This is a genomic window from Curvibacter sp. T50 (assembly GCF_057219955.1).
Map to the genome: position 1 here is coordinate 767,176 of NZ_JBXVVU010000001.1, position 21,869 is coordinate 789,044.

Annotated in this window: 21 protein-coding genes; 8 read left to right on the plus strand and 13 right to left on the minus strand. The window is 64.5% G+C overall.

Going from position 1 to position 21,869, the window contains the following annotated elements:
• Nucleotides 1-17: 17 nt before the first annotated feature.
• Both pstC and pstS read right to left on the minus strand, forming a co-directional pair.
• On the minus strand, nt 18-1,004 hold the full coding sequence (pstC, locus tag AC2EBU_RS03660; protein ID WP_484609020.1) for a phosphate ABC transporter permease subunit PstC: 987 nt from the start codon (nt 1,002-1,004) through the stop codon (nt 18-20).
• Nucleotides 1,005-1,121: 117 nt separating this feature from the next.
• Nucleotides 1,122-2,159: a phosphate ABC transporter substrate-binding protein PstS gene (pstS, locus tag AC2EBU_RS03665; RefSeq protein WP_484609021.1), complete on the minus strand. Its 1,038-nt coding sequence runs from the start codon at nt 2,157-2,159 to the stop codon at nt 1,122-1,124.
• A gap of 268 nt (nt 2,160-2,427) precedes the next feature.
• Between pstS and AC2EBU_RS03670 the strand changes: the two genes are divergently transcribed.
• Together AC2EBU_RS03670 and AC2EBU_RS03675 are read left to right on the plus strand one after the other, a co-directional pair.
• Complete coding sequence (locus AC2EBU_RS03670) at nt 2,428-3,927, plus strand: Ppx/GppA phosphatase family protein (protein WP_484610107.1); 1,500 nt, start codon at nt 2,428-2,430, stop codon at nt 3,925-3,927.
• 338 nt (nt 3,928-4,265) lie between these two features.
• Nucleotides 4,266-4,550 carry a hypothetical protein gene (locus AC2EBU_RS03675; protein ID WP_484609022.1) on the plus strand — a complete coding sequence of 95 codons (285 nt, stop codon included), beginning with the start codon at nt 4,266-4,268 and terminating at the stop codon, nt 4,548-4,550.
• Here AC2EBU_RS03675 and AC2EBU_RS03680 read toward each other — a convergent pair whose 3' ends face one another.
• The 5 genes from AC2EBU_RS03680 to AC2EBU_RS03700 are packed head-to-tail and all read right to left on the minus strand — an operon-like array spanning nt 4,551 to nt 9,973.
• The gene (locus tag AC2EBU_RS03680) at nt 4,551-5,012 is read right to left on the minus strand and encodes a SixA phosphatase family protein (protein WP_484609023.1); all 462 of its coding nucleotides are present in this window, start codon (nt 5,010-5,012) and stop codon (nt 4,551-4,553) included. It lies immediately after the preceding gene.
• A gap of 1 nt (nt 5,013) precedes the next feature.
• Nucleotides 5,014-7,098, minus strand: a complete 2,085-nt coding sequence (gene ppk1, locus AC2EBU_RS03685; RefSeq protein WP_484609024.1) for a polyphosphate kinase 1 — start codon at nt 7,096-7,098, stop codon at nt 5,014-5,016.
• Nucleotides 7,099-7,137: 39 nt separating this feature from the next.
• A complete protein-coding gene (locus tag AC2EBU_RS03690) occupies nt 7,138-8,208 on the minus strand; it encodes a glycosyltransferase family 4 protein (RefSeq protein WP_484609025.1) in 1,071 nt (356 codons plus the stop codon).
• Nucleotides 8,205-9,086, minus strand: a complete 882-nt coding sequence (locus AC2EBU_RS03695; protein ID WP_484610108.1) for a UDP-2,3-diacylglucosamine diphosphatase — start codon at nt 9,084-9,086, stop codon at nt 8,205-8,207. The genes AC2EBU_RS03690 and AC2EBU_RS03695 overlap by 4 nt, the downstream gene beginning before the upstream one ends.
• Nucleotides 9,087-9,130: 44 nt before the next feature.
• Nucleotides 9,131-9,973: a GNAT family N-acetyltransferase gene (locus tag AC2EBU_RS03700; RefSeq protein WP_484609026.1), complete on the minus strand. Its 843-nt coding sequence runs from the start codon at nt 9,971-9,973 to the stop codon at nt 9,131-9,133.
• A 203-nt stretch (nt 9,974-10,176) separates the two neighbouring features.
• Between AC2EBU_RS03700 and AC2EBU_RS03705 the strand changes: the two genes are divergently transcribed.
• From AC2EBU_RS03705 to arsB, 6 genes are all read left to right on the plus strand, one after another.
• The gene (locus tag AC2EBU_RS03705; protein ID WP_484609027.1) at nt 10,177-10,548 is read left to right on the plus strand and encodes an ArsR/SmtB family transcription factor; all 372 of its coding nucleotides are present in this window, start codon (nt 10,177-10,179) and stop codon (nt 10,546-10,548) included.
• A gap of 47 nt (nt 10,549-10,595) precedes the next feature.
• The gene (locus AC2EBU_RS03710) at nt 10,596-11,096 is read left to right on the plus strand and encodes an ArsI/CadI family heavy metal resistance metalloenzyme (RefSeq protein WP_484609028.1); all 501 of its coding nucleotides are present in this window, start codon (nt 10,596-10,598) and stop codon (nt 11,094-11,096) included.
• A 118-nt stretch (nt 11,097-11,214) separates the two neighbouring features.
• Nucleotides 11,215-12,258, plus strand: coding sequence for an ArsJ-associated glyceraldehyde-3-phosphate dehydrogenase (locus AC2EBU_RS03715; RefSeq protein ID WP_484609029.1), 1,044 nt, complete (start codon nt 11,215-11,217; stop codon nt 12,256-12,258).
• Nucleotides 12,258-13,547, plus strand: a complete 1,290-nt coding sequence (gene arsJ / locus AC2EBU_RS03720; RefSeq protein WP_484609030.1) for an organoarsenical effux MFS transporter ArsJ — start codon at nt 12,258-12,260, stop codon at nt 13,545-13,547. Before AC2EBU_RS03715 ends, arsJ begins: the two co-directional genes overlap by 1 nt.
• Before the next feature lie 27 nt (nt 13,548-13,574).
• Nucleotides 13,575-14,087: an arsenate reductase ArsC gene (locus AC2EBU_RS03725; protein WP_484609031.1), complete on the plus strand. Its 513-nt coding sequence runs from the start codon at nt 13,575-13,577 to the stop codon at nt 14,085-14,087.
• A 20-nt stretch (nt 14,088-14,107) separates the two neighbouring features.
• On the plus strand, nt 14,108-15,130 hold the full coding sequence (arsB, locus tag AC2EBU_RS03730; protein WP_484609032.1) for an ACR3 family arsenite efflux transporter: 1,023 nt from the start codon (nt 14,108-14,110) through the stop codon (nt 15,128-15,130).
• Between the two features lie 129 nt (nt 15,131-15,259).
• Here the strand turns inward: arsB and AC2EBU_RS03735 are convergent, their stop codons facing one another.
• The 6 genes from AC2EBU_RS03735 to AC2EBU_RS03760 form a co-directional block, all read right to left on the minus strand.
• The gene (locus tag AC2EBU_RS03735; protein ID WP_484609033.1) at nt 15,260-16,375 is read right to left on the minus strand and encodes a glutaredoxin family protein; all 1,116 of its coding nucleotides are present in this window, start codon (nt 16,373-16,375) and stop codon (nt 15,260-15,262) included.
• 96 nt (nt 16,376-16,471) lie between these two features.
• Nucleotides 16,472-16,705 (minus strand): thioredoxin family protein, encoded by a 234-nt coding sequence (locus tag AC2EBU_RS03740; RefSeq protein ID WP_484609034.1) that lies wholly within the window; start codon nt 16,703-16,705, stop codon nt 16,472-16,474.
• Between the two features lie 3 nt (nt 16,706-16,708).
• A complete protein-coding gene (locus AC2EBU_RS03745; RefSeq protein WP_484609035.1) occupies nt 16,709-17,647 on the minus strand; it encodes an MBL fold metallo-hydrolase in 939 nt (312 codons plus the stop codon).
• A gap of 47 nt (nt 17,648-17,694) precedes the next feature.
• Nucleotides 17,695-18,738, minus strand: a complete 1,044-nt coding sequence (locus AC2EBU_RS03750) for a permease (RefSeq protein ID WP_484609036.1) — start codon at nt 18,736-18,738, stop codon at nt 17,695-17,697.
• A gap of 109 nt (nt 18,739-18,847) precedes the next feature.
• Nucleotides 18,848-19,435 carry a sigma-70 family RNA polymerase sigma factor gene (locus AC2EBU_RS03755; protein WP_484609037.1) on the minus strand — a complete coding sequence of 196 codons (588 nt, stop codon included), beginning with the start codon at nt 19,433-19,435 and terminating at the stop codon, nt 18,848-18,850.
• 47 nt (nt 19,436-19,482) lie between these two features.
• A complete protein-coding gene (locus AC2EBU_RS03760; RefSeq protein WP_484609038.1) occupies nt 19,483-21,744 on the minus strand; it encodes a fatty acid desaturase in 2,262 nt (753 codons plus the stop codon).
• Nucleotides 21,745-21,869: the final 125 nt, after the last annotated feature.

The window sequence follows — 21,869 nt, forward strand, 5'->3', positions numbered from 1 at the left end:
TTGAGGTGCGCAAAGTATCAGGTGCCCTTGGCCCGTTCCGCGCGGACGATCATCCATTTCGCCGCCGCGAGGACGACAAACGTGATGACGAAGAGCAGGAAGCCGAGGGCAAACAACGTGTTGAAGTGCAGAGCCTGCGCCTCGCCGAATTCGTTGGCGAGCACCGAGGCAATCGACGTACCGGGGGAAAACAGGGACGTCGGCATCCGGTTCGCGTTACCGATCACGAACGTGACCGCCATGGTTTCCCCCAGGGCCCGCCCGAGACCCAGCATGATGCCGCCAATCACGCCCTTCTGGGTATAGGGAAGGACCACCTTGCGCACCACCTCCCAGGTGGTGCATCCCAGACCATAGGCCGACTCACGCAGGATCGGCGGCGTGATCTCGAAAACATCGCGCATAACCGCTGCGATAAAGGGCAGAACCATGAACGCCAGGATGATGCCCGCAGCCAAAATGCCCAGACCGTTTGTCGCGCCGCCGAACAACCACCCGACCAGCGGCATGCCACCCAGCACCGACTGCAGTGGCACCTGCAGGTAGTCCGCATAGATCGGTGCAAACACGAAAAGGCCAAACATGCCATAGATGATGGACGGCACGGCGGCCAGCAGTTCGATCGCCGTACCCAATGGACGACGCAACCAGACCGGACAGGTTTCGGTCAGGAAAAAAGCGATGCCGAATGCCAGCGGCACCGCGATCAAGAGCGCGATGCTCGCGCTCACAACGGTTCCGACGATAGCGATGGCCGCGCCGAACTCCTCGTTGACGATGTCCCACTCGACGTACCACAGGAATTTGGCGCCGAATTTGGCGAATGTCGGCCAGGCATTGATGAACAGCGAAACGATGATGCCCGCAAGAGCAGCGAGAACCAGGAGCGAGAAGAACTGGGTCAGGCGATGAAAAATCGCATCCTGCAGGCGCTGCTTGCGGGCGACCGCAACCATGTTGGCACTGGGCAGTTCACTCGAAGAAGATTGGGCGGCTGGGTTCATGGTAGCTGTCACGGGCATCGGAATCTCCCGATCTTATAAAAAGGGTGCCGACAGGCCGCTTCGGCTTACCCGACTTGGCCCGTCGACAGGCCGGCGCCCCGCGCCGGCGCTGGCGCTTTATTTCGTATTGATCTGAGACCAGACACGCTGACGAATCTGGTTGGTCAAGGCGTCAGGCAGCGGGACATAGTCCAGTTCCGTCGCCAGACCTTTGCCGTTCTTGAATGCCCAGTCGAAGAACTTCAGCACTTCCGCGCTCTCGGCTTTGTTCGCCGGTTCCTTGTACATCAGGATGAACGAAGCGGTCACGACCGGATAGGCGTTGGCGCCCGGCTGGTTGACCAGCGAAATCCCCATGCCCGGCACGCTGAACCAGTTGGCACCGGCCGCAGCTGCGGCAAAGGTCAGGTCATCGGGCAGAACGAATTTGCCGTCCTTGTTCTCCAGGGCCAGCACCGGGATGTTGTTCTTCTTGGCATAGGCGTACTCGACATAACCCAAGGCACCTTTGGTTCGGCTGACGTTGGCCGCCACACCTTCATTGCCTTTGCCACCCACGGAGGTGGGAGCGGGCCACTTCACGGCGGCACCTTTGCCCACCTTGTCGGCCCAATCCTTGCTCACCGAGCTGAGGTAGTCGGTCCAGTTGAACGTTGTGCCCGAACCGTCCGCGCGGTGTACTACGGTAATGGTCTGGTCCGGCAGCTTTTTGCCCGGATTCAGCGCCGCCAGCTTCGGATCGTTCCACTTGCTGATCGTTCCCAGAAACATTTCGGCGAGAACCGGGCCGGTAACCCGCAGTTCACCGCTCTTGAATCCGTCGAGGTTGATCACCGGCACGGTGCCACCAATGATGGCGGGAAACTGGACCATGCCGTCCTTGTCCAGATCCGCTCCGGAGACCGGGGCATCCGTGGCGCCAAATGCGACCGTCTTGGCGCGAATCTGGCGAATGCCACCACTCGAACCGATCGACTGGTAGTTCAGGCCGGTGCCGGTTTCCTTCTTGTAAGCCTCGGCCCACTTGGCATAAATCGGGAACGGGAAGGTGGCGCCCGCGCCCGTGATGTCGGCGGCCATGGCAACACCGCTGAAACCCAGCGTTACGGTGGTCAGGGCGGCGGCGGCAATGGTTTTCAGGAAAGTGCGTTTCATCGAGAACCTTTCACAGGGTTGGTTGGAATGAACGCACTGTAGGTTTCGAATATGACATACATGTGACAGGACTTTGACTGCCCAGAGCTGACAACCGTTTCGTCGGGACAAGCGGGCGCCGGAACATCAACTGTCACCTTACTGTCATCCGACTGCCATATGATGCGGAGCAGGTCATCCGCAGGTTCGGAAAACGCGATCTCACCGCGCATGCCCCGCCGCCTCACAAAACCGGATGATCCTTTCGTCTGCAACCATTTGCTCTGTCATGCTCAACGGCACCCGCCTGGCCTCGGTCGACCTCGGTTCCAACAGTTTTCGCCTCGAAATCGGCCGATACGACCGCGGGCATATTCACCGTACCGAGTACCTGAAGGAGACGGTGCGACAAGGCAATGGTCTTGACGCCGAACGGAACCTGACCGCCCAGGCGATGCAGCGCGGTTGGGACTGTCTGGCCCGCTTCGGCGAGCGACTGCGGGAATTCGACCGCTCCCATGTGCGGGCGGTCGCAACACAGACACTGCGCGAGGCCCGCAACCGTGACCTTTTCATTGAACGTGGCAGCGAAATTCTCGGTTTCCCGATCAGCGTCATTTCAGGCCGGGAAGAGGCCCGGCTGATTTACCTGGGTGTCTCGCACTTGCTGCCGCAATCTGACGAGCGACGTCTGGTCGTCGATATTGGCGGGCGATCGACCGAACTCATCCTGGGCCGCAGTTTCGACGCCCACGTGATGGAGTCCTACCGCGTGGGCAGCGTCGCCTGGTCGATGAAGTATTTCCCCGAGGGCCTTTTTACCCCCATGGCGTTCCAGTTGGCGGAAATTGCCGCCAAGGCGGTGCTGGATGAAGCCCTGAACACCTACCGGCCCGATACCTGGGACGTCGCCTATGGCTCATCGGGCACCATTGGCGCAGTCATGGACATTCTGACCGCTGCCGGCTGGCCAGCGGGCAGTGTCACCCTCGAGGGGCTCGACTGGCTGCTGGAAACCATGCTCAGAGCGCGCCACGCCGACAGCCTGCGCCTGGAGGGCCTGAAGGAAGACCGGCGGGCTGTGCTGGGCGGTGGCGTCAGTGTGCTGCGTGCCGTGTTCGACCTGCTCGGCATTCGCCGGATGAACGCCGCACTGGGCGCCTTGCGTCAGGGCGTACTGTATGACCTTCTTGACCGCGAAAGCGAACAAACAGACATCCGTGCCGCCAGTGTCGATCGCCTGGCCGTCCGCTACGAGGTGGACGCCACCCAGTCGACCCGGGTCAGCCGGGTTGCAGTTTCGTTCCTGCGGCAGTTGCAGGGCACGGCCCCGGACGGCACCAATGGACGGGCCGCGCGAAAACTGGCCTGGGCTGGTCAGTTGCACGAAATCGGTACCCATATTGCCCATGCCGACTATCACAAACATGGGGCATACATCCTCGACCATGCCGACACGCCGGGGTTCTCGATGGCGGAACTGCACCGTCTGAGCCTTCTGGTGCTTGGGCATCGCGGCAAACTGCGCAAGCTGGACGTTGACTTCGAAGACGAGGGTTTCGCGCGGCAGTTGCTATGCCTGCGCCTGGCCGTGGTCCTGTGCCACGCGCGACGCGACCCCGACCTGCGCGGCCTCAAACTGGCGCCCGATCCGCAATCGAGCCGCGGCTTCGAGCTCACCGGCCGCAAAGGCTGGGCGGCCAGCTACCCACAGTCTGCCCACTTGCTGCGCGAAGAAATGGTCGCCTGGCAAAAAACCCCCTGGAGTTTCACCTTCCGGGAGAGTTGATGCCTGAAGGGGCTGCACTTGCGCGCCCGAAAACGGTATAAACTGTTTATATCGTTTTCAAGGACTCCCCCATGGCAAGCAAAAAGGCCCCGATCACAAGCACCAGCACAGTCGCCGCGGCAACGGCAAGCTCCACAAGCGGAGCCTCCGTCGCGGCGCCGGAACCGCTCAAGTCCCTTTCCCCAGCGCCTAAAGTGGCGCCCGCCAAGGTCACGAAGGCGGCAACGCAGCCAGCGGTTGCGGCAACCGCGGCAGCCGCCGCACCTTCGGCCCCGGAGGCGAAACCCGTGAAACCAGCGGCGAAAAGCGCCCCGAAAAAGCCGGCTGCAGACAAGTCCGTGCGAACGGCCCTTGCCGGCACCGGAACGAAACTGTCCCCGCCAAAAGACGCCGAGAAAGCTCGCAAGACCAAACTGGTTCGTGACAGCTTCGCCATGCCAAAGGCGGAATATGCCAGCCTGGCGTTCCTGAAACAGCGTGCGAACGAACTCGCCCGCCCGACCAAAAAGAGCGAGTTGCTACGCGCCGGCATCAAGGCTCTGGAGGCAATGAATGCGGCAAATTTCCTCGCGGCACTCGACAGTTTGCCGGCCATCAAGACCGGCCGCCCGCGCAAGGACTGATCAGAGCAGTTCGGGCGCCTGAACGGTCAGGACCACCGTCTGGAACACACCGTCGCGCTCGCGTCCGCGTAGCCACCAAACGGCGCCTTTACGCACGGCGCACTCGCTGTCGTGCATTTTCAGCAGCTGCGCGATGGTTTGCCCCAATGTGGGCTGGTGGCCTACAACCAGGACAGGCATGCGACTGCTTGGCCACATTGCCAGCTGCAACAGCTCTTGCGGTGTGCCGCCGGGTTTGAGCTCTTCCCGCAATTTGAACTTGCGCCCCAGCGCCCGCGCCGTCTGCTCGGTGCGACGCGCAGGACTGGCCATGACACGGGTGGCTTCGGGCAACTGGCGATCCAGCCAGGCCGCCATGCGGGCGGCCTGCTTTTCGCCGCGTGCCGTCAAGGCCCGGCTCAGGTCGTCTGTGTCGCCCTCTGCCTCGTCAGCTTCGGCGTGGCGCCAGAGAATCAGATCCATCTCAATCACTCCCGTTTTTTGGCTGATTGCCATACCGCGCAATGAGCGCCTGCTGGGCTGATGCACCGCCCGTCCGCTGCAAACGCCGGTAGCTGCCATCAGGCTCCAGTTCCCACGCGTCAAGACCATCGTGCAGATAGGCGGAGAGCCCCTCTTCGATGATGCGCTGGCGCAGCAGCGGGTCGGTGACCGGCCATGCCAGTTCGATACGGCGCAACATGTTGCGGTTCATCCAGTCGGCGCTCGACAGATACAGGTCCTCACGTTCACCGACCCGGAAATAGAAAACCCGTGTGTGCTCCAGAAAGCGCCCGATAACCGAACGAACCCGGATGTTTTCGGTCTGTCCGGGCACCCCCGCGGGCAACATGCAGGCACCACGCACGATCAGGTCGATGCGCGCGCCCCGTCGACCGGCCCGCACCAGCGCGTCAATCAGCGCCAGGTCAGTCAGCGCGTTCATCTTGGCAATCACCCGCCCTTCCCCGCCCGCGGCTGCGGCGCGGCCGGCGGCGTCGATCAGGCCGATCAACCGGCGTTGCAAGGCAAACGGTGCCACCAGTAACCGCTGCATGCGGGGCAAGCGGCTCTGGCTGGCCAGATGAACGAACAGGTGATCCATGTCCGTCGTCAGGCGCGCGTCGGCCGTGAGCACGCTGAAGTCGGTATACAGCCGTGCCGTACGGGGGTTGTAATTGCCGGTGGAGAGATGACCATATCGCCGCCAGGACCGCCCCTCGCGGCGTGTGACCAGCAGCATCTTGGCGTGGGTCTTGAGTCCGACCACGCCGTAAACCACCTGGGCACCGATCGCTTCCAGCTGTTCTGCCCAGTTGATGTTGGCCTCTTCGTCGAAACGCGCCTTGAGCTCCACAACCACCGTCACCTCTTTCCCGCGGCGAACGGCTTCGCGAAGGAGGTCCATCATCGCGGCGTCATTGCCCGTGCGGTAGATCGTCTGCTTGATGGCCAGCACCGCACTGTCGTTGACGGCTTCGCGCAGGAAATCGAGCACCGCATCGAAACTCTCAAACGGCTGGTGGACCAGCACGTCACCCGATTGGAGTCGGTCAAAAACCGACTCACCCCGCCGGCGCCCCGGGATCTCGGCGGGGCGATAGGTGGGATACAGCAGGTCGGCCCGTCCGGCCAGGTCAATCAGCTGGGTCAGCCGTGCCAGGTTGACCGGACCGGGTACCCGAAACAGGGCGACCGGGGGCAATCCGAATTCCCGCAACAGAAAGTCAGCCAGGAAGTCGGAACAACCGGCTGAGACCTCCAGTCGGACCGCCTGCCCGTAGTGGCGTTGCACCAGTCCCTGCCGAAGGGCCGTGCGAAGGTTTTCCACATCATCTTCATCGACCGACAGGTCCGAATGGCGAGTCACACGAAATTGTGAAAACTGACCCACGTCGCGCCCTGGGAAAAGGTCGGCCAGATGCGCACGGATCACGCTGGACAAGGACACAAAGACTTGTCGTCCCCCACTGACCCGATCGGGCATACGGATCAGGCGCGGCAACACCCGAGGAACCTTGACGATCGCTATTTCATTGGCACGCCCAAAAGCGTCCTGCCCGGCAAGGCGCGCAATGAAATTGAGCGATTTGTTCGCAACGCGCGGGAACGGATGGGCCGGGTCCAGGGCGACCGGCACCAGGATGGGCCGGACTTCGCGATCGAAATATTCATGAACCCATCGCCGCTGTGCCGGCGTTCGCTCACCGTGGGCAATGACCTGCATCCCCTCCCGCTCGAAGGCGGGGAGCAACTGATCGTTGTAGAGCGCGTACTGCTGATCCACCAGGCGACGGGCGGCCGCCATCAAGGCTTCAAAACTCTCCACGCTGTACAGGCCCTTGTTGTCGCCGGCTTGCGCGGCCTCCAGATGCGGCTCGACACGAACTTCGAAGAACTCATCCAGGTTGGACGAAACGATGCACAGGTAACGCAGGCGCTCAAGCAGCGGCACGTCCTCGCGCCGGGCCGAATCGAGCACGCGCGCATTGAAGGCCAGGATGCTGTGGTCCCGGTCCAGAAGAGGCAAGGTGCCCGTCGAGGGCTTGAGCAACGTGTTTTCAGTCATGAACAGCGAAAACGTTTCGATTTCATGACAAATTGTTGATTATTCCCGTGAATGTTTCATGACACAGGTCATGCCATGGGCCGATCGTGCGCGAGCGGGCACAAGATGGGACTCGAACAGGCGGGCGGTTTCCGACCAGCTGAAATCCAGTGCCCGGGCCCGGGCTTGCGACCGTGGCACCCGCCTGGCGCGCTCCCACGCAACACCCAGATCGGTGTGCAGCGCCCCACCCCGCACGCCGTCCGGCGCACCCAGAACTTCCGTGGGCCCGTCCACCGGAAACGCCGCAACGGGGGTCCCGGTGGCCATCGCTTCCAGCATCACCAGCCCGAAGGTGTCGGCGCGGCTGGGAAACACGAACACGTCCGCGCTCGCATACAGGCGGGCCAGTTCCTCGCGGGGCAACACGCCCAGCCATCGCACCTGCGGATGTCGCTCGCGCAGGCTATCGAGCACGGGGCCGACCCCACAGACCACCTTGGTTCCCGGCACGTTGAGGGCCAGAAAAGCCTCGATATTCTTCTCGTACGACACCCGCCCGACGTACAGCGACACGGGCCGCGGAAGGTCCCCCAACCCGTCAAAGCGGACCGGGTAGTCCACGTACCGGAACAGGCGGGTGTCCACACCGTGGGTCCAGCCGCGCAGATTGCGAAAACCACGCGCGTCCAGCATGCGCAACACGCCTTGGGTCGGCAACATCACCGCAGACGCCGGCCGGTGGAAATGCCGGAAAATCGCATAACCCAGCCCCAGTGGCAGCCCGGTCGCAGACTGGAGAATCTCCGGAAACTTGGTGTGAAATGCGGTACTGAAGGCCAAGCCACCACGCTGGCAGTATCGGCGTGCCGCCCAGCCCAGCGGACCCTCCGTGGCGATATGTACGGCATCCGGTACAAAGCGATCCAGCGCCGCAGCAAGCGCACGGGCCGGACGGACCGCCAGATCAATACCAGGGTAGCCCGGGCAGGGCCGTGTGCGGTACAGGCCCGGATGCTGAACCAACACCTCGTGACCCCGCGACAACAGCTCGGGAACCAGTTCGACCAGGGTCGTCACAACGCCGTTGACCTGGGGCGTCCACGCATCGGTGATCAGTGCGATCCTCATGGCAGGGTCACGGAAACCGGGTCCGAACGGGTTTCCGACCTTGCGATACCGGTAGAGTTCACGCCCCAGTGCACGATTTCGAGTCGCCCGTCGCGATGCTCGACCAGTGCCGTTCGGCTTTCGACCCAGTCGCCGTCATTGCAATAGAGCACGCCATCGATGAGGCGCATTTCGGCGCGGTGAATATGGCCACAGACCACGCCGTCCAGTCCCTGGCGACGCGCCTCGTGGGCGACCGCCTCCTCGAACGACGTCACGTAATTGATGGCTTTTTTCACCTTGTGCTTGAGATAGGCTGACAGCGACCAGTATGGCAGCCCCATCCGGGTGCGCCAGCGGTTGAGGTGCCGGTTCAGGCGGAGTGTGAACTCGTAGAGGTTGTCACCCACCACCGCCAGCCAGCGAGCGCATTGCACCACGCCGTCGAACTGGTCCCCGTGGATGACCCACAGGCGCCGGCCATCGGCGGTGGTGTGCACCGCATCAGCCACCACTTCGACCCCTCCGAACGAATGGCCGACGAAAGCGCGGGCAAACTCGTCATGGTTGCCCGGAACGAAAACCACCCGACAGCCTTTGCGGGCCTGACGCAACACCTTCTGGACCACATCGTTGTGCGTTTGCGGCCAGAACCAGCGCCGCTTGAGTTGCCAGCCGTCAATGATGTCGCCCACCAGGTACAAGGTGTCACTGGGATAGGCCTTGAGGAACTCCAGCAGCGCGCCCGCCTGGCAACCCGGGGTGCCCAGATGCAGGTCTGAAATGAATACCGCGCGCACGCGGCGGTCACCGCGCTCCGCTTCCTCGTCCTCCGATTGCGGGCTCTGGCCGGACCAGCCCGCCGTGACGGCCGCCGGTCCGGCTGCGGGCGACGGCATGTTGGTGCGCCACAGCACAGCGCCAGACACACCCTGCGTCAGGCTCACACGCCCCCCAGGAAGTGCTTGCGGTAGCGTGGATGCAGGTCTTGCAAGCGCATCAGAATCGGCAAGTCGGCCGAGTTGAAGTCTGGATCCCAGGCCGGCGCACCGAGCACCTTGGCACCCAATCGCAGATAGCCTTTGATCAGCGCCGGCGGCTCAATGGACAGACTGCCATCGAGTTGCTCCACCGGCAACGGCAGCCGAGGCAAAACGCGGTGCTCGATGGGCGCCAGATGGGTCTGGCTGACCTGGCGCCAGATGCTTGCGGCGGCATCGCCATTGAGCACTCCGTTGTGCATCATCGGAATGCTCGCGCAGCCGATCATGGTGTCCAGATCGTTGCGCACCATGAATTCGCCGAGCGCGGTCCACAACGCCATGATCACCCCGCCGTGGCGGAAATCGGCGTGAACGCAGCTTCGACCGAGTTCCACCATGCGCGGACGCAGACTGCGCAGGCGCGTCAGATCGAATTCGGTGTCGCTGTAGGTGCTGCCCACGCGCCGGGCCTGCACCGGGGTGAGAACGCGGTAGGTTCCGATCACCTCGCCCGACGTTTCGTCGCGCACCAGAAGGTGCTCGCAGAAGTCGTCAAACAGGTCGATGTCATGGCCGGGAATCGTAGCGGGCAGACGCGCTCCCATTTCGCCGGCAAACACCGCGTATCTCAGCCGTTGTGCGGCCCGGACCTCGTCCTGGTGGCGCGCCCACGCCACTGAAAGGCCGCCGCGCGCGCTCTGACCAGGCTGCTGCGCGCCCATCTCGATGCCCCCCGGATGAAGTGACCCCCGTGGCAAGGCGACCGGCGACAAGGCAAAGGTCGGATTTGGCAGTTCTTTCATGGTTTTGCTCCTGTTGGCTGAGATGCGTGGAGCTTCCCAAGCGACGGTGACGGCTTCATGGCAGCATCAAGTCGAATTTGTGAAACGATTTATACCGATACCCAGCGTGAAAACGTCGTTTCTTGCTATACCTATTGAATCGCCAGGGCCCACGTCGGTGCGGGGAATTCGCTATATTTCAATATTTCTTGTAAGATTGAAGCATGAACCTCGCCTCACCAGACTCTCCGACCGTCGATCGAGACGCCGAATCGGAAAACCGTGTTCTGCATGCGCTGGCGGCCCTGGCGCAGCCGCACAGGCTTCGCGCTTTTCGGGCCCTGGTCGTTGCCGGACCGCAGGGGCTGACGCCGGGCGCCTTGTCGACCACACTCGAACTGGCGCCCAGCGCCCTGTCCTTTCACCTGAAGGAACTGGCCTATTGCGGCCTGGTCAGCACCGAAGCCCGAGGACGCAACCTGATCTATCGCGCCGAGTTCTCCCGCATGCGCGAACTGCTGGATTACCTGACGCGCAACTGCTGCGAAGGCAGCGCCTGCGCCGTGGCTCCCGCGCCGGCATGCAGTACGTGCTGATTGCCGCCCCTTCGCCCACTCACACCCCTCACCCACTGGAGTCCCCCATGAAGCGTTTTCACGTCCATCTGCATGTGACCGACCTGGCAAAAAACATCAGCTTCTACAGCGCCCTGTTTGGCCAGGAGCCCACCCGCACCGAAACCGACTACGCCAAATGGATGCTGGCAGACCCACCCGTCAACTTTGCCATCTCCACCCGTGGCGCAAGCACCGGGCTGGACCATCTGGGCCTACAGGTCGATTCCGCCGATGACCTGCAGGCCCTCAAGGCGGGCGCCCGCGCCGCCGACCTGGCTTTGCTGGACGAAGGTGAAACCACCTGCTGCTACGCCCGCAGCGACAAATACTGGGTGACCGACCCCCAAGGTATCGCCTGGGAGCAGTTCCAGACACTCGACAGCATCCCGGTCTTCCGTGAAGCCGCCAGCTCGCCGTCGGCCAGCGCCTGCTGCACACCCGTGACAGCCCCGTCGTCGACAGCGCGGACCTGCTGCGCGCCCAGCGCCACACCGGTGGACCGAGCCCAGTCACGCTGCTGCGGGTAAGCACACGGGCGGCCGGTTCGGTTCACCGACCCGAGCGAACCACCGCGTTTCTGTCACACCACTGTCACATGCCCGGCTAACAATTCAATTTATATTGAACATATAGCGAGTCAACACCATGAAAGTGGGTATCAACGGCATGGGTCGCATGGGACGACTGGCCCTTCGCGCGGCCTGTGGCGCCATCGAGCGGGAAGCCTCCGATCCGCGCGCGGGCAACCGCCTGGAGGTGGTGCACCTCAACGAAATCAAGGGCGGCGCCGCCGCCGCCGCCCACCTGCTGGCGTTTGACACGGTGCAGGGCAAGTGGCGCGCCGACATCGCCGCCGAGGGCAGCGACGCGATCCGCATCGACGACAGCCGCCTGTCGTTCAGCGAACACGCCTCCGCCGCCGAAATCCCCTGGGGCGATCTGGGCGTGGAGGTGGTGCTCGAATGCACCGGCAAGTTCCTCACGACCGAGACCCTGCAAGGCCACCTGGACCGGGGTGCCAAGCGCGTGATCGTGGCCGCCCCAGTGAAGGTGGGGGGGGTGCTGAACATCGTGGTCGGCGTCAACGAGCATCTGTATGACCCGGCGCGCGACCGCATTGTCACCGCTGCCAGCTGCACCACCAACTGCCTGGCCCCGGTGGTGAAGGTGGTGCACGAAGCCATCGGCATCCGCCACGGCCAGATCACCACCCTGCACAACCCCACCAACACCAATCTGGTGGTGGACGCGCCGCACAAAGACCTTCGCCGCGCCCGCAGCGCCATGGTGAACATGGCGCCCACCACCACCGGCAGCGCCACCGCCATTGCGCTGATCTATCCGGAGCTCAAGGGCAAACTCAATGGCCACGCGGTGCGGGTGCCAGCGCTCAACGCCTCGCTGACCGACTGTGTGTTCGAACTCCACCGGGCCACGACGGCCGAGGAAGTGAATGCGCTGTTTGAAGCCGCCGCGAACGGACCGCTGGCCGGCATTCTGGGCTACGAGTCCCGCCCGCTGGTCAGCGCCGATTACGCCCGCGACACGCGCAGTTCCATCGTCGATGGCTTGTCCACCATGGTGACCGACGGCACGCTGCTCAAGGTCTATGCCTGGTACGACAACGAAATGGGCTACGCCACCCGCATGGTCGATCTGGCCTGCCATCTGCAGACCGCCGGGATCTGATGACTGCCACGACACCGCCCGCAGGCGCCAGCGCGGGTCACGCGGTGCGCAACTACGCCATCGTCACGGCCGCCTACTGGGGCTTCACGCTCACCGATGGCGCGCTGCGCATGCTGGTGCTGCTGCATTTCTACAAGCTGGGCTACTCCCCGTTCACGCTGGCTTTCCTCTTCTTGCTGTACGAGGCGGCGGGCGTGCTGGCCAACCTGATCGGCGGCTGGCTGGCCACGCGTTACGGCATCCAGCGCATGCTGACCGTGGGTCTGGTCACGCAGATCACCGGCTTCACCCTGCTCTCGCTGCTCAACCCGGCCTGGACGGCGGCGATGTCGGTGGCCTGGGTGGTGCTGGCGCAGGGCATCTGCGGTGTGGCCAAGGATCTGACCAAAACGGCCAGCAAGTCGGCGATCAAGATCACCCAGACACAGGCCAAGGCCCAAGACGGCGGCAACAACCAGCTCTTCAAGTGGGTGGCCTGGTTCACCGGCAGCAAGAATGCCATGAAGGGTCTGGGCTTTTTTCTTGGTGGCGTGATGCTGCAGACACTGGGCTTTCAGCATTCGCTCTGGGCCATGGCCGGGCTGCTGTTGCTGGTGCTCGCCGGGGTGGTGCTGTCCGTACCCTCGATGATGGGCAAGGCGAAGGCGTCGAAGTCTGCCAGGGAACTGTTTGCCAAGAGCGCCGGCATCAACTACCTCGCCGCCGCGCGGGTGGCGCTGTTCGGCGCGCGCGACGTCTGGTTTGTGGTCGGGGTGCCGGTGTTCCTGTACTCCCAGGGCTGGACCTTCACCATGGTGGGCGGCTTTCTGGCGGCCTGGACCATCGGCTACGGCCTGGTGCAGGCGCTGGCGCCCAACATCGTGCGGCGCAGCCCCGACGGCCTGAGCGCGGAGGTTCCGGCGGCGCGAACCTGGTCGCTGGTGCTGGCGTTGATTCCGGTGGGCATCGCGGCGGCCGTGCTGCTGGAGTTGCCAAACCTGCAGTGGTGGGTGGTCGGCGGGCTGGGCTTGTTCGGCTTCGCCTTTGCCATCAACTCGTCGGTGCATTCCTACCTGATCCTGGCCTATGCCGGCAGCGAAAAAGCGGCCGAGGACGTGGGCTTTTATTACGCGGCGAACGCGCTGGGCCGGTTTTTCGGCACCTTGCTGTCGGGACTGCTTTACCAATGGGGCGGGCTGCTGGCTGCCCTGACCGGATCCGCGCTGATGTTGCTGGTCTGCTGGCTGGTGACGCTGGCATTGCCCACACGGCTCACGCTGGCGGCGCCGCCGGCCTCCGCGCTTCGATAACCCTTCACCCCCGACAAAGGAAACCGAATGAACGCCCCCAAGGTCCACAACGTGCTGTTTCTGTGCACCGGAAACTCGGCGCGCAGCATCATGGCCGAAGCCATCATGAACGCCCAGTCCGCCGGGCGCATGCGAGCCTTCAGCGCCGGCAGCCAGGCTGTCGGCCAGGTCAACCCCCACGCCATGGCGCTGCTGCAACGCAACCACTACCGAACCGACGGGCTGCGCAGCAAGAGCTGGGATGAGTTTGCCGCACCGCAGGCCCCGGTCATGGACTTCGTCTTCACCGTCTGCGACCAGGCGGCAGCCGAGGTCTGCCCGGTCTGGCCCGGTCAGCCGATTTCGGCGCATTGGGGCGTACCGGACCCGGCCGCCGTGCGCGGTGACGATGCCAGGGTACAGCGCGCGTTCGCCGACGCGTTCTCGGTCTTGTCGCGCCGGATCTCGCTGCTGCTGTGCCTGCCCATCGACAAGCTCAGCCGGCTGGCGCTGACGCAGGAGGTCGAGAAAATCGGCCTGGCCCTGCCCGACACCCTCTGAAAATCCGGTACGCTGCCCGCATGGGACTGTTCGAGCGTTTTCTGACCGTCTGGGTCGGCCTGGGCATTGCGGCCGGCGTGGGCCTGGGCCTCCTGGCGCCCGGCGCCTTTGCCGCCCTTGCGGCCGTGGAGTACGCGCACGTCAACCTGATGGTTGCCGTGCTGATCTGGGTCATGATCTACCCGATGATGATCCAGATCGACTTTGCCGCCGTGCGTGACGTCGGCAAACGTCCGCAGGGTCTGCTGCTGACCGTGGTCATCAACTGGCTGATCAAGCCTTTCACCATGGCAGCACTGGGCGTGCTGTTTTTTCGCTACCTGTTCGCTGATTGGGTCGATCCGCAGTCGGCCAGCGAATACATCGCCGGCATGATCCTGCTGGGTGTGGCCCCTTGTACCGCGATGGTGTTTGTCTGGAGCCAGCTCACCCGGGGTGATCCCAACTACACCCTGGTGCAGGTGTCGGTGAACGACCTGATCATGGTCTTTGCCTTCGCGCCGATCGCCGCCTTGCTGCTCGGTGTGACCGACCTCACCGTGCCATGGCAGACGCTGCTGCTGTCCACCGTGCTCTACGTGGTGCTGCCGCTGGCCGCCGGGGTGATGACGCGCCAGGCATTGCATCGGCAAGGCGGCAACCCGGCGGTGGCCGCTTTTGTGCGGCAGCTCAAGCCCTGGTCGGTTGTCGGACTGATCGCCACCGTGGTGCTGCTGTTCGGCTTCCAGGCGGAAACCATCATCCAGCGGCCGCTGGTGATCGGCCTCATCGCGGTGCCGCTGCTGATCCAGACCTATGGCATCTTTTTCATCGGCTGGTGGGGCGCACGCTGGCTCAGATTGCCCCACGGCATCGCCGCGCCGGCCTGCCTGATCGGCACATCGAATTTCTTCGAACTGGCGGTGGCGGTGGCAATTTCGCTGTTTGGGCTGCATTCGGGGGCCGCACTGGCCACCGTGGTGGGTGTGCTGGTGGAGGTGCCGGTGATGCTGTCCCTGGTGGCGTGGATCAACGCCCGCCAGCCCGCTCAGACGGACGGATAGCCACCACCGGGGCCTCGGCGGCCGGATTTCACGTTGAATTCCGCCATACCCAGCGTAAAACGGTCGTTTACCGCTCTGTTTTTCATATCAAGAAAAGCAGCCGCCGAGCCGCCCTCCCGCCGCCGCCTCCTACAGCAGCCACTGCGGCCGCAGCAGCATCACCAGCCCGAGCAGCAGCATCACCACCCCGCTGACGCCTTTGAGCCAGCGGCCGGCGCCCTCGTCGAGTTTGCGCTGGCTCAGGGCGATCACGGCCAGGGCCACCATCAGACTGTCGTCGGCGATGTAGCCCAGGATGTAGAGCGCCAGGTAGGCGTAATGCGCGGTCGGCGACAGCCCCTGCTGGGTCAGGATGGCGGTGTACATCGCCGGCAGGCCCGCAGTGCACAGCAGTTCAATGAAATTGACCACAACGGCCAATGCCGCCACCCCCGCCAGCGCCAGCGGCAGTGATCGCGCCTGCATGACGGCGCGCATGCGCGCGTACAGACCGGGTTTTGCCGTGTCGGGAATCGACAGCGAAGGCCCGCGCAGCCCGACCAGAAAGTCCTTGAGGTGCACCGTCGCCATGCCCAGCGCAACCAGCGCGAGCGCAACCCGCACGGCAGCGGTCAGCCCGACCGCAAGAAAAACGTTCAGCCAGGCCGCCATGAAGGCGTAGTACACCGCGCCACTGACCAGCACGAAGGTGCCGGCGATCATCGCCATGCGCCGGCGGTCCCGCAGGTGAACCAGCAGCGACAGCAGGAACAAAAGCACCCACATGGCGCAGGGGTTGAAGCCATCGAGCAGACCGACCGCAAGCGTGAACAGGGGCAAGCCGAGCTCCGACAGGCTCAGGCGGCCCCAGCGGCCGGCGTCCAGGTGGCCGGGCGCCGGGCTGACCGCCGCCGGCAGAGCTGCCGGGGGTGCCAGCAGCCGCTCAAGCTCCGGCCCGGAGCTGCCCGCATCGGCGAAGCCGACCAGGACCCGGCCCTGATAGAAAAAGGTCGGCACGCCGGGCGGCCAGAACCCGCCCTCCCGCGCCCGCCGGCTGAGTTCGTCGCGCGCCGCCGGGTCTTCATCCACGGGCCGCAGCAGCACCACCAGGTCCGGGTGCCGGTCAGCCAGGGTGGGCCGGTAGGCTTTGGCCGCCGCACAGTGCGGGCAGTCGGCACGGACGAACACCTCCAGCACTGGCGCAGCCGTCACCGGACCGGCCGCGGTTGCCGCATTGACCGACGTCCCGGTGAGGGTCAGGGTCATGGCGCAGAGGAGCCACAGCAGCGCCTGCACCCATCGGCGTCTTGTCCGTATCAGCCAGGGACGGCATGCCATCGGTTGACCGCCGGTCATCGCCCATCAGGCGGCAAACCACTGAGCAATTTTCTCGCGCGCTGGTACGCCGCCGGCGTGCACCACATTGCCGTCCACCACCACGGCCGGGGTGGACATGACACCGTAGCCCATGATGGCGCGAATGTCTTCCACCTTCTCCAGCGTAAAGGCCACGCCGCTTTCGCGCGCCACGTCATCGACCAGCGCGACGGTCCGCTTGCAGTTGGCACAGCCGGTGCCCAGAACCTTGATGTCCATGTCTTACTCCTGTTCCATTTCCAGATAAGTGCGGTTGGCCAGCTGGGGCAGCCAGACTTCCACATGTTTGAGGTGCCGGTAGGGGGCGGCGTCGAAGCTCCTGACCGCGGCGCTGATGTCCGTGCCGGCTTCCACCGCCTTGCCCATGTGGGCGCGCAGGGCCTTGAGCAGACTGCCGGTGTCCTTCTGTGCCTGGGCCAGCGTGGTCACGCGGCCGTGACCGGGCACCACCACCTTCGGCGCCAGCGATTCGAGCGCTTCGAAGGATTTGACCCAGGTGCGGGTCATGCTGACGGGGTGCAGTCCCAGGATGCGATCGACATAGACCACGTCGCCGGCGAAAACCACCCCGGTCTGGGGCAACCAGACCATGCTGTCACCCGGGGTGTGGCCGCCGCCCCGGTACAGCACCTGCACGCTCACGCCCCCCAGGTTCAGTGCGGTGTCGGCGTCCTTGAGCCAGCGTGTCGGCAGGGTGATCTCCGTGCCTTCGATCTTTTCCTTGAGCACCGGGGTGTTGGCGGCCAGTTGCTCGGGGCCGCGGGCTTTCATGTCGGCCTCGGCCTGGGCGTGCGCGATGATTTCGGCGCCGTGTGCCCTGAAGTAGCCATTGCCCATCCAGCGGTGGTCTTGTCCTCCGGTGTTGATGACCCACCGGATCGGCTGCGCGGTCACCTTCTGCGCCGCAGCGGCAATCTGGCGGGCACTCTGGAAGGTAGCGCCCGAATCGATGAGCACCGCGCCGGCTGGTGTCACCACCAGGCCGATATTGGCGTTGAGCGCTTCGTTCTCGTAGGTGCGGCCTTCGGTGTCGCCCACAAAGGCATACACATCGGGTGCCACCGCTTGAAACTTCACGTCCAGCGCATGGGCATTCCACGCCAGGGTGCAGACCAGGGTGGCGATGGCGAGTTGCCGGATGCGATTCAAGTCAGGGAACATCGGGAGGAATCTCCAGCAGGGGAAAAAAGTTGAACCGGCGCAGGCGCTCACAGCACGACATTGAACAGAAAGCCGACCGCCAGGATGCCGGTGGCGACGATGGACACAAAAATCCCGATCAGCCGCAGTTTGAGCACCTTGCGCAGGATGATCAGTTCGGGCAGTGAAAGCCCCACCACACTCATCATGAAGGCCAGCGCCGTGCCCATGGCAGCGCCCTTGGCGGTCAGCGCCTCGATCACCGGCAGGATGCCAGCCGTGTTGGCATACATGGGGATCCCCATCAGCACCGCCAGTGGCACGGACCACCAGGCCGCGTCTTTGCCCATGAAAGAGGCCAGGAACTCGGCCGGCACATAGCCGTGGATGCCCGCCCCCACCGCAATGCCGACCAGCACATACGGCCAGACCTTGCCGACAATTTCGCGTACCGAGGCCATGCCCGCCTCCACCCGGTCGCCCAGGCTCAGCTGCTGGTCTTGCAGGTCCGATGACACCTGCGGCATGTCGCGTACCCAGTCTTCCAGATGGCGCTCCAGCTTCATCGCGCCCAGGATCAGCCCGGCCACGATACCCAGCAACATGCCAAAACCCAGGTAGAGCAGCGCCACCTTCCAGCCAAACAGTGAAAACAGAAGGGTCAAGGCCACCGTATCCACCAGGGGCGCCGTGATCAGAAAGGAAAACGTCACCCCCAGCGGCACGCCGGCTTGCACGAAGCCGATGAACAGCGGCACCGAAGAGCATGAACAAAATGGCGTGACCGCGCCCAGCGCCGACGCCAGACCGTTGGCCAGACCGTGGGAGCGGCCGGCCAGCAAAGCCCGGGTGCGTTCGGGGGTGAACCAGGTGTTGATCATCCCCATGACAAACACCACCCCGGTCAACAGCAGCAACACCTTGGGGGTGTCGTAGAAAAAGAACTGCAACGCGCTGCCCAAAGGGGTCTGCCGGTCAACCGGAAGCACGTTTACCAGCGCTTCCGACAGTGGAACCAGCGTCTGGTACAGGCCCCACCAGACCAGTGCCGCCACCAGCAGGAACCCGCCCGGCGACCGGCCCATCGCGTGCCGGAGGAAAGAAACAGCCATTTGCATGCCACGGAAGACGTTCATTCGGCCGAAAAGACGCCGCCCGGAAGAAAAAATGCCAGAAAATCCCCCATATCCATCGTAAAAAGGTCGCCCTTAGCTATATAAATCATAGTACGCCAGACGACGCCAGAGGCGTCTGATCGGGCATCGGGGCGGCCTGGGAAACTGCGGGAGGTCGTGGCACGAAGTCTTCCACCCGCCCTTGGTCGTCCAGCCGAACCTGGCAGACCTTGGCCATGTGGGATTTCAGGCGCAAGCGCGCCCGCTGGAGCCGGGATTTGGCCGCGCTCACGCCCAAGCCGCGCGTGCGGGCATAGTCCGCCTGTCGCATGCCTTGCAAGTCGCAAGCCAGCAACACGTCACGGTCTTCGGGAGCCAGTTCGCCCAGCACACGTGGCAGGCATGCGGTCAGGCCGTCGACGACGGGCGACTCCTCCGGCGGGGCCACCAGGTCATCGGGCAACTCCACCGTCGCGACCGCAACCCGCATCTGGTCCGCCAGCAGATGACGGGCAACGGTAAACATCCAGGCGCGCGGATTGCGGACAGCGCAAAACCCCGGCCCTTGCCGCAGCGCCCTGAGGAGTACCTCCTGCACCAGATCGTCGGCGGCGGCATCGTCGGGCAGGCGTCGGCGCGCCCAGCCCCGCAGTTCCGGTGCGTGGGCATCCATGGCAGCGTTCAGGCAGTGCATGCCAGCGGATTATCGACAAGCCCACGGGAATCGGGCGCAATGCGACGTCACCGTCCGTCCACAGCCTGCAGTGCCGCCAGCCCGCTGCGCGCATTGGCTGCCGCCGCCAGCACGCGCTCTTCTGCCGTGGCGTAGTCGCGGTCCCACGCCAGCACCTTGGGCGTCATCAACCGATGCCACAACGGCGGAATCAGGGCGATGACGATGGTGGTGAGGTAGCCGCTGATCATCATCGGCGCGTCGGGGAAGGGCCGCAGTGCGTGATACGGCACTTCGCCCTGCGCGTGATGGTGCGAATGGCGGGTCAGGTTGAACATCGACCACGAACTGACGCGCCGGTTGGTGTTCCACGAATGGCGGGGCTGCACCGGGGTGGCCGGGTTGCGCACCATGCCGTAGTGCTCCATGTAGTTGACGATCTCCAGCAGCGCCTTGCCCCACAGGCCGGCCAGGGTGAAAAACAGCGCGGCACGCCACCCGCCGATGCCCCAGGCGGTGGCCAGCAGCAGCAGGCTCATGCCGTGGCCCCGGATCACGGCATTGCGCCAGCTCAGCACGCCAAGGCCCAGGCGGCGCAGGCGCCGGCTTTCAATCGCCCAGGCACTGAGGTTGCCCGCGACGGTGGAGGCGACGATGTGGTGGTACACATTGCGTCCGCGCGGGGCGGTGGCCGGGTCGCGCTCGGTGGAGACATACCGGTGGTGCCCATAGACGTGTTCGATCGAGAAAATGGTGTCGAAGCTGAAGGCCAGCAGCCAGCGCCCGACCAGCATCGACACCTTGTCCCAGGTGCGGTGCGTCAGCTCATGCGCCGTGATGGTGCCGATCATGCCGATCATCAAGCCGGTCTGCAGCCACAATGCCACAAGATGGCCTGGCGGCCGGGCGGCCCGTGCGGCGACCACGTCGTAGCCGGTGAAAGCCGTCACCCAGGCGCCAAAACCGAGCGGATCACCGGGGCTGACGCTCCACAGCGCGGAAAAGACAATCAGGGCCAGCAAGGGCAAGGCAAGCCACAGCTGCGCGGTCAGGATGCCGGGGTGACGGAAATGCGGTGTGCGGACATCGTCGCCGCAAACGGCATCCCCCACCAGATAGAACACGGTGAACACCCCCAGGCCCACGCTGGCCCAGCCACCGCCGGCCAGAATGCCGACCACCGCCATCAGGCCGACGGCGTGGAAAAGAACGTATTTCAGGTAATCCAGCCATCCTGCAGCGTCACCATCGGCTGCTGCCTCATCCGCCAGGGCCCCGGTCGGAACCGGCGGCGGGACGGCGGCGGCTGCCAGGTCCTGCCGGGTGGTGAAGCGATCGGCATGAATGTGTTCGCGGCGCACGCCCCGCTGCTCCAGGACCGCAACCGCCGCGTCGATCATGGCGGGCGGGCCGCACAGATAGGCGTGGGCGCCCTCTTCCAGCAGACCGGCAATGTGTTCCGTGACCCGGCCGCGCGCACCGGACCAGGCCGCCCCGGGCGGAACCTCGGAGAGCACCGGAACAAAGCGCAAGCTGCCGCGCCAGTCGCGCGCCAGCGTCTGAATTTCGTCCAGCGCGAACAGGTCTTCAGGCGTGCGGGCGCCAAACAGCAAGGTGACGGAACGGGCAACGCCCGCAGCGGCCGCTTCCTGCAGCAGCGCCAGCACCGGCGCCAGGCCACTGCCGCCGGCCACCAGCAACATCGGCGCCCCGGACGGGCGCAGCCAGAAGTCGCCGTGTGGCCCCTCGACGGTCACGGCATCGCCCCGCAAATCGTGGTCGTTCACATGCGTCGAAAACACGCCGCCGGGCACCTTGCGTACAAAAAAACGGACCGGACCGTCCGGCTGCGACGCCGAGGCGAAGGAATAGCTGCGGCTGACGCCCGGCAGCGACGCCAACCCGATCAACGCATACTGCCCGCCACGGTAAGGCAAAGGCTCGTCGAGCGTGACGCTCAGGCAGCTGATGTCAGGCGTCAGCCGATCCTGCGCGACCACCCGCCCCGCCACGCGGTGTGCGGCGTACTCAGGCGGCAGATCGACCTCAACGCGCACATCGGTCAGCGGCACACTCTGGCAGGCCAGGATGGTGTGCCGTTGGAAATCTTCGTCCGACAGGATGTAGCTGGTTTCCGTCAGCTCTTTCACCCTCCCGTCGAGCAGCCGGCACTTGCAGCTGGCGCAGCCGCCGACGCGGCAACTGTGGGGAAAAGCAATGCCCTGGCGCAGCGCGGCGGCCAGCAGGGTTTCGCCGGGTACAACGGGAACGGTTTGCCCGTTGATCAGGGCGGTGGTGGAAACGTCCGGCGTCGAGTCAAGCAATTTCACAGGGCAGGAGATCCGCAGCGTGGTGTGCGGCCATGCTGAACGACCCGGTCGGACCTGTCAACGCCGGCTGTCCCGCGCGGTTGGCACGCTGGCGGCATCCGAAAACGCCAGAAACTCGCCGTATT

Bases quoted from the DNA above. Each gene is read 5' to 3' on its own strand.
- pstC (WP_484609020.1), bottom strand. From the start codon at position 1,004: ATGAACCCAGCCGCCCAATCTTCTTCGAGTGAACTGCCCAGTGCCAAC.
- pstS (WP_484609021.1), bottom strand. From the start codon at position 2,159: ATGAAACGCACTTTCCTGAAAACCATTGCCGCCGCCGCCCTGACCACC.
- AC2EBU_RS03670 (WP_484610107.1), top strand. From the start codon at position 2,428: ATGCTCAACGGCACCCGCCTGGCCTCGGTCGACCTCGGTTCCAACAGT.
- AC2EBU_RS03680 (WP_484609023.1), bottom strand. From the start codon at position 5,012: ATGGATCTGATTCTCTGGCGCCACGCCGAAGCTGACGAGGCAGAGGGC.
- ppk1 (WP_484609024.1), bottom strand. From the start codon at position 7,098: ATGACTGAAAACACGTTGCTCAAGCCCTCGACGGGCACCTTGCCTCTT.
- AC2EBU_RS03690 (WP_484609025.1), bottom strand. From the start codon at position 8,208: ATGAGGATCGCACTGATCACCGATGCGTGGACGCCCCAGGTCAACGGC.
- AC2EBU_RS03695 (WP_484610108.1), bottom strand. From the start codon at position 9,086: ATGCCGTCGCCCGCAGCCGGACCGGCGGCCGTCACGGCGGGCTGGTCC.
- AC2EBU_RS03700 (WP_484609026.1), bottom strand. From the start codon at position 9,973: ATGAAAGAACTGCCAAATCCGACCTTTGCCTTGTCGCCGGTCGCCTTG.
- AC2EBU_RS03705 (WP_484609027.1), top strand. From the start codon at position 10,177: ATGAACCTCGCCTCACCAGACTCTCCGACCGTCGATCGAGACGCCGAA.
- AC2EBU_RS03710 (WP_484609028.1), top strand. From the start codon at position 10,596: ATGAAGCGTTTTCACGTCCATCTGCATGTGACCGACCTGGCAAAAAAC.
- AC2EBU_RS03715 (WP_484609029.1), top strand. From the start codon at position 11,215: ATGAAAGTGGGTATCAACGGCATGGGTCGCATGGGACGACTGGCCCTT.
- arsJ (WP_484609030.1), top strand. From the start codon at position 12,258: ATGACTGCCACGACACCGCCCGCAGGCGCCAGCGCGGGTCACGCGGTG.
- AC2EBU_RS03725 (WP_484609031.1), top strand. From the start codon at position 13,575: ATGAACGCCCCCAAGGTCCACAACGTGCTGTTTCTGTGCACCGGAAAC.
- arsB (WP_484609032.1), top strand. From the start codon at position 14,108: ATGGGACTGTTCGAGCGTTTTCTGACCGTCTGGGTCGGCCTGGGCATT.
- AC2EBU_RS03735 (WP_484609033.1), bottom strand. From the start codon at position 16,375: ATGACCCTGACCCTCACCGGGACGTCGGTCAATGCGGCAACCGCGGCC.
- AC2EBU_RS03740 (WP_484609034.1), bottom strand. From the start codon at position 16,705: ATGGACATCAAGGTTCTGGGCACCGGCTGTGCCAACTGCAAGCGGACC.
- AC2EBU_RS03745 (WP_484609035.1), bottom strand. From the start codon at position 17,647: ATGTTCCCTGACTTGAATCGCATCCGGCAACTCGCCATCGCCACCCTG.
- AC2EBU_RS03750 (WP_484609036.1), bottom strand. From the start codon at position 18,738: ATGGCTGTTTCTTTCCTCCGGCACGCGATGGGCCGGTCGCCGGGCGGG.
- AC2EBU_RS03755 (WP_484609037.1), bottom strand. From the start codon at position 19,435: ATGCACTGCCTGAACGCTGCCATGGATGCCCACGCACCGGAACTGCGG.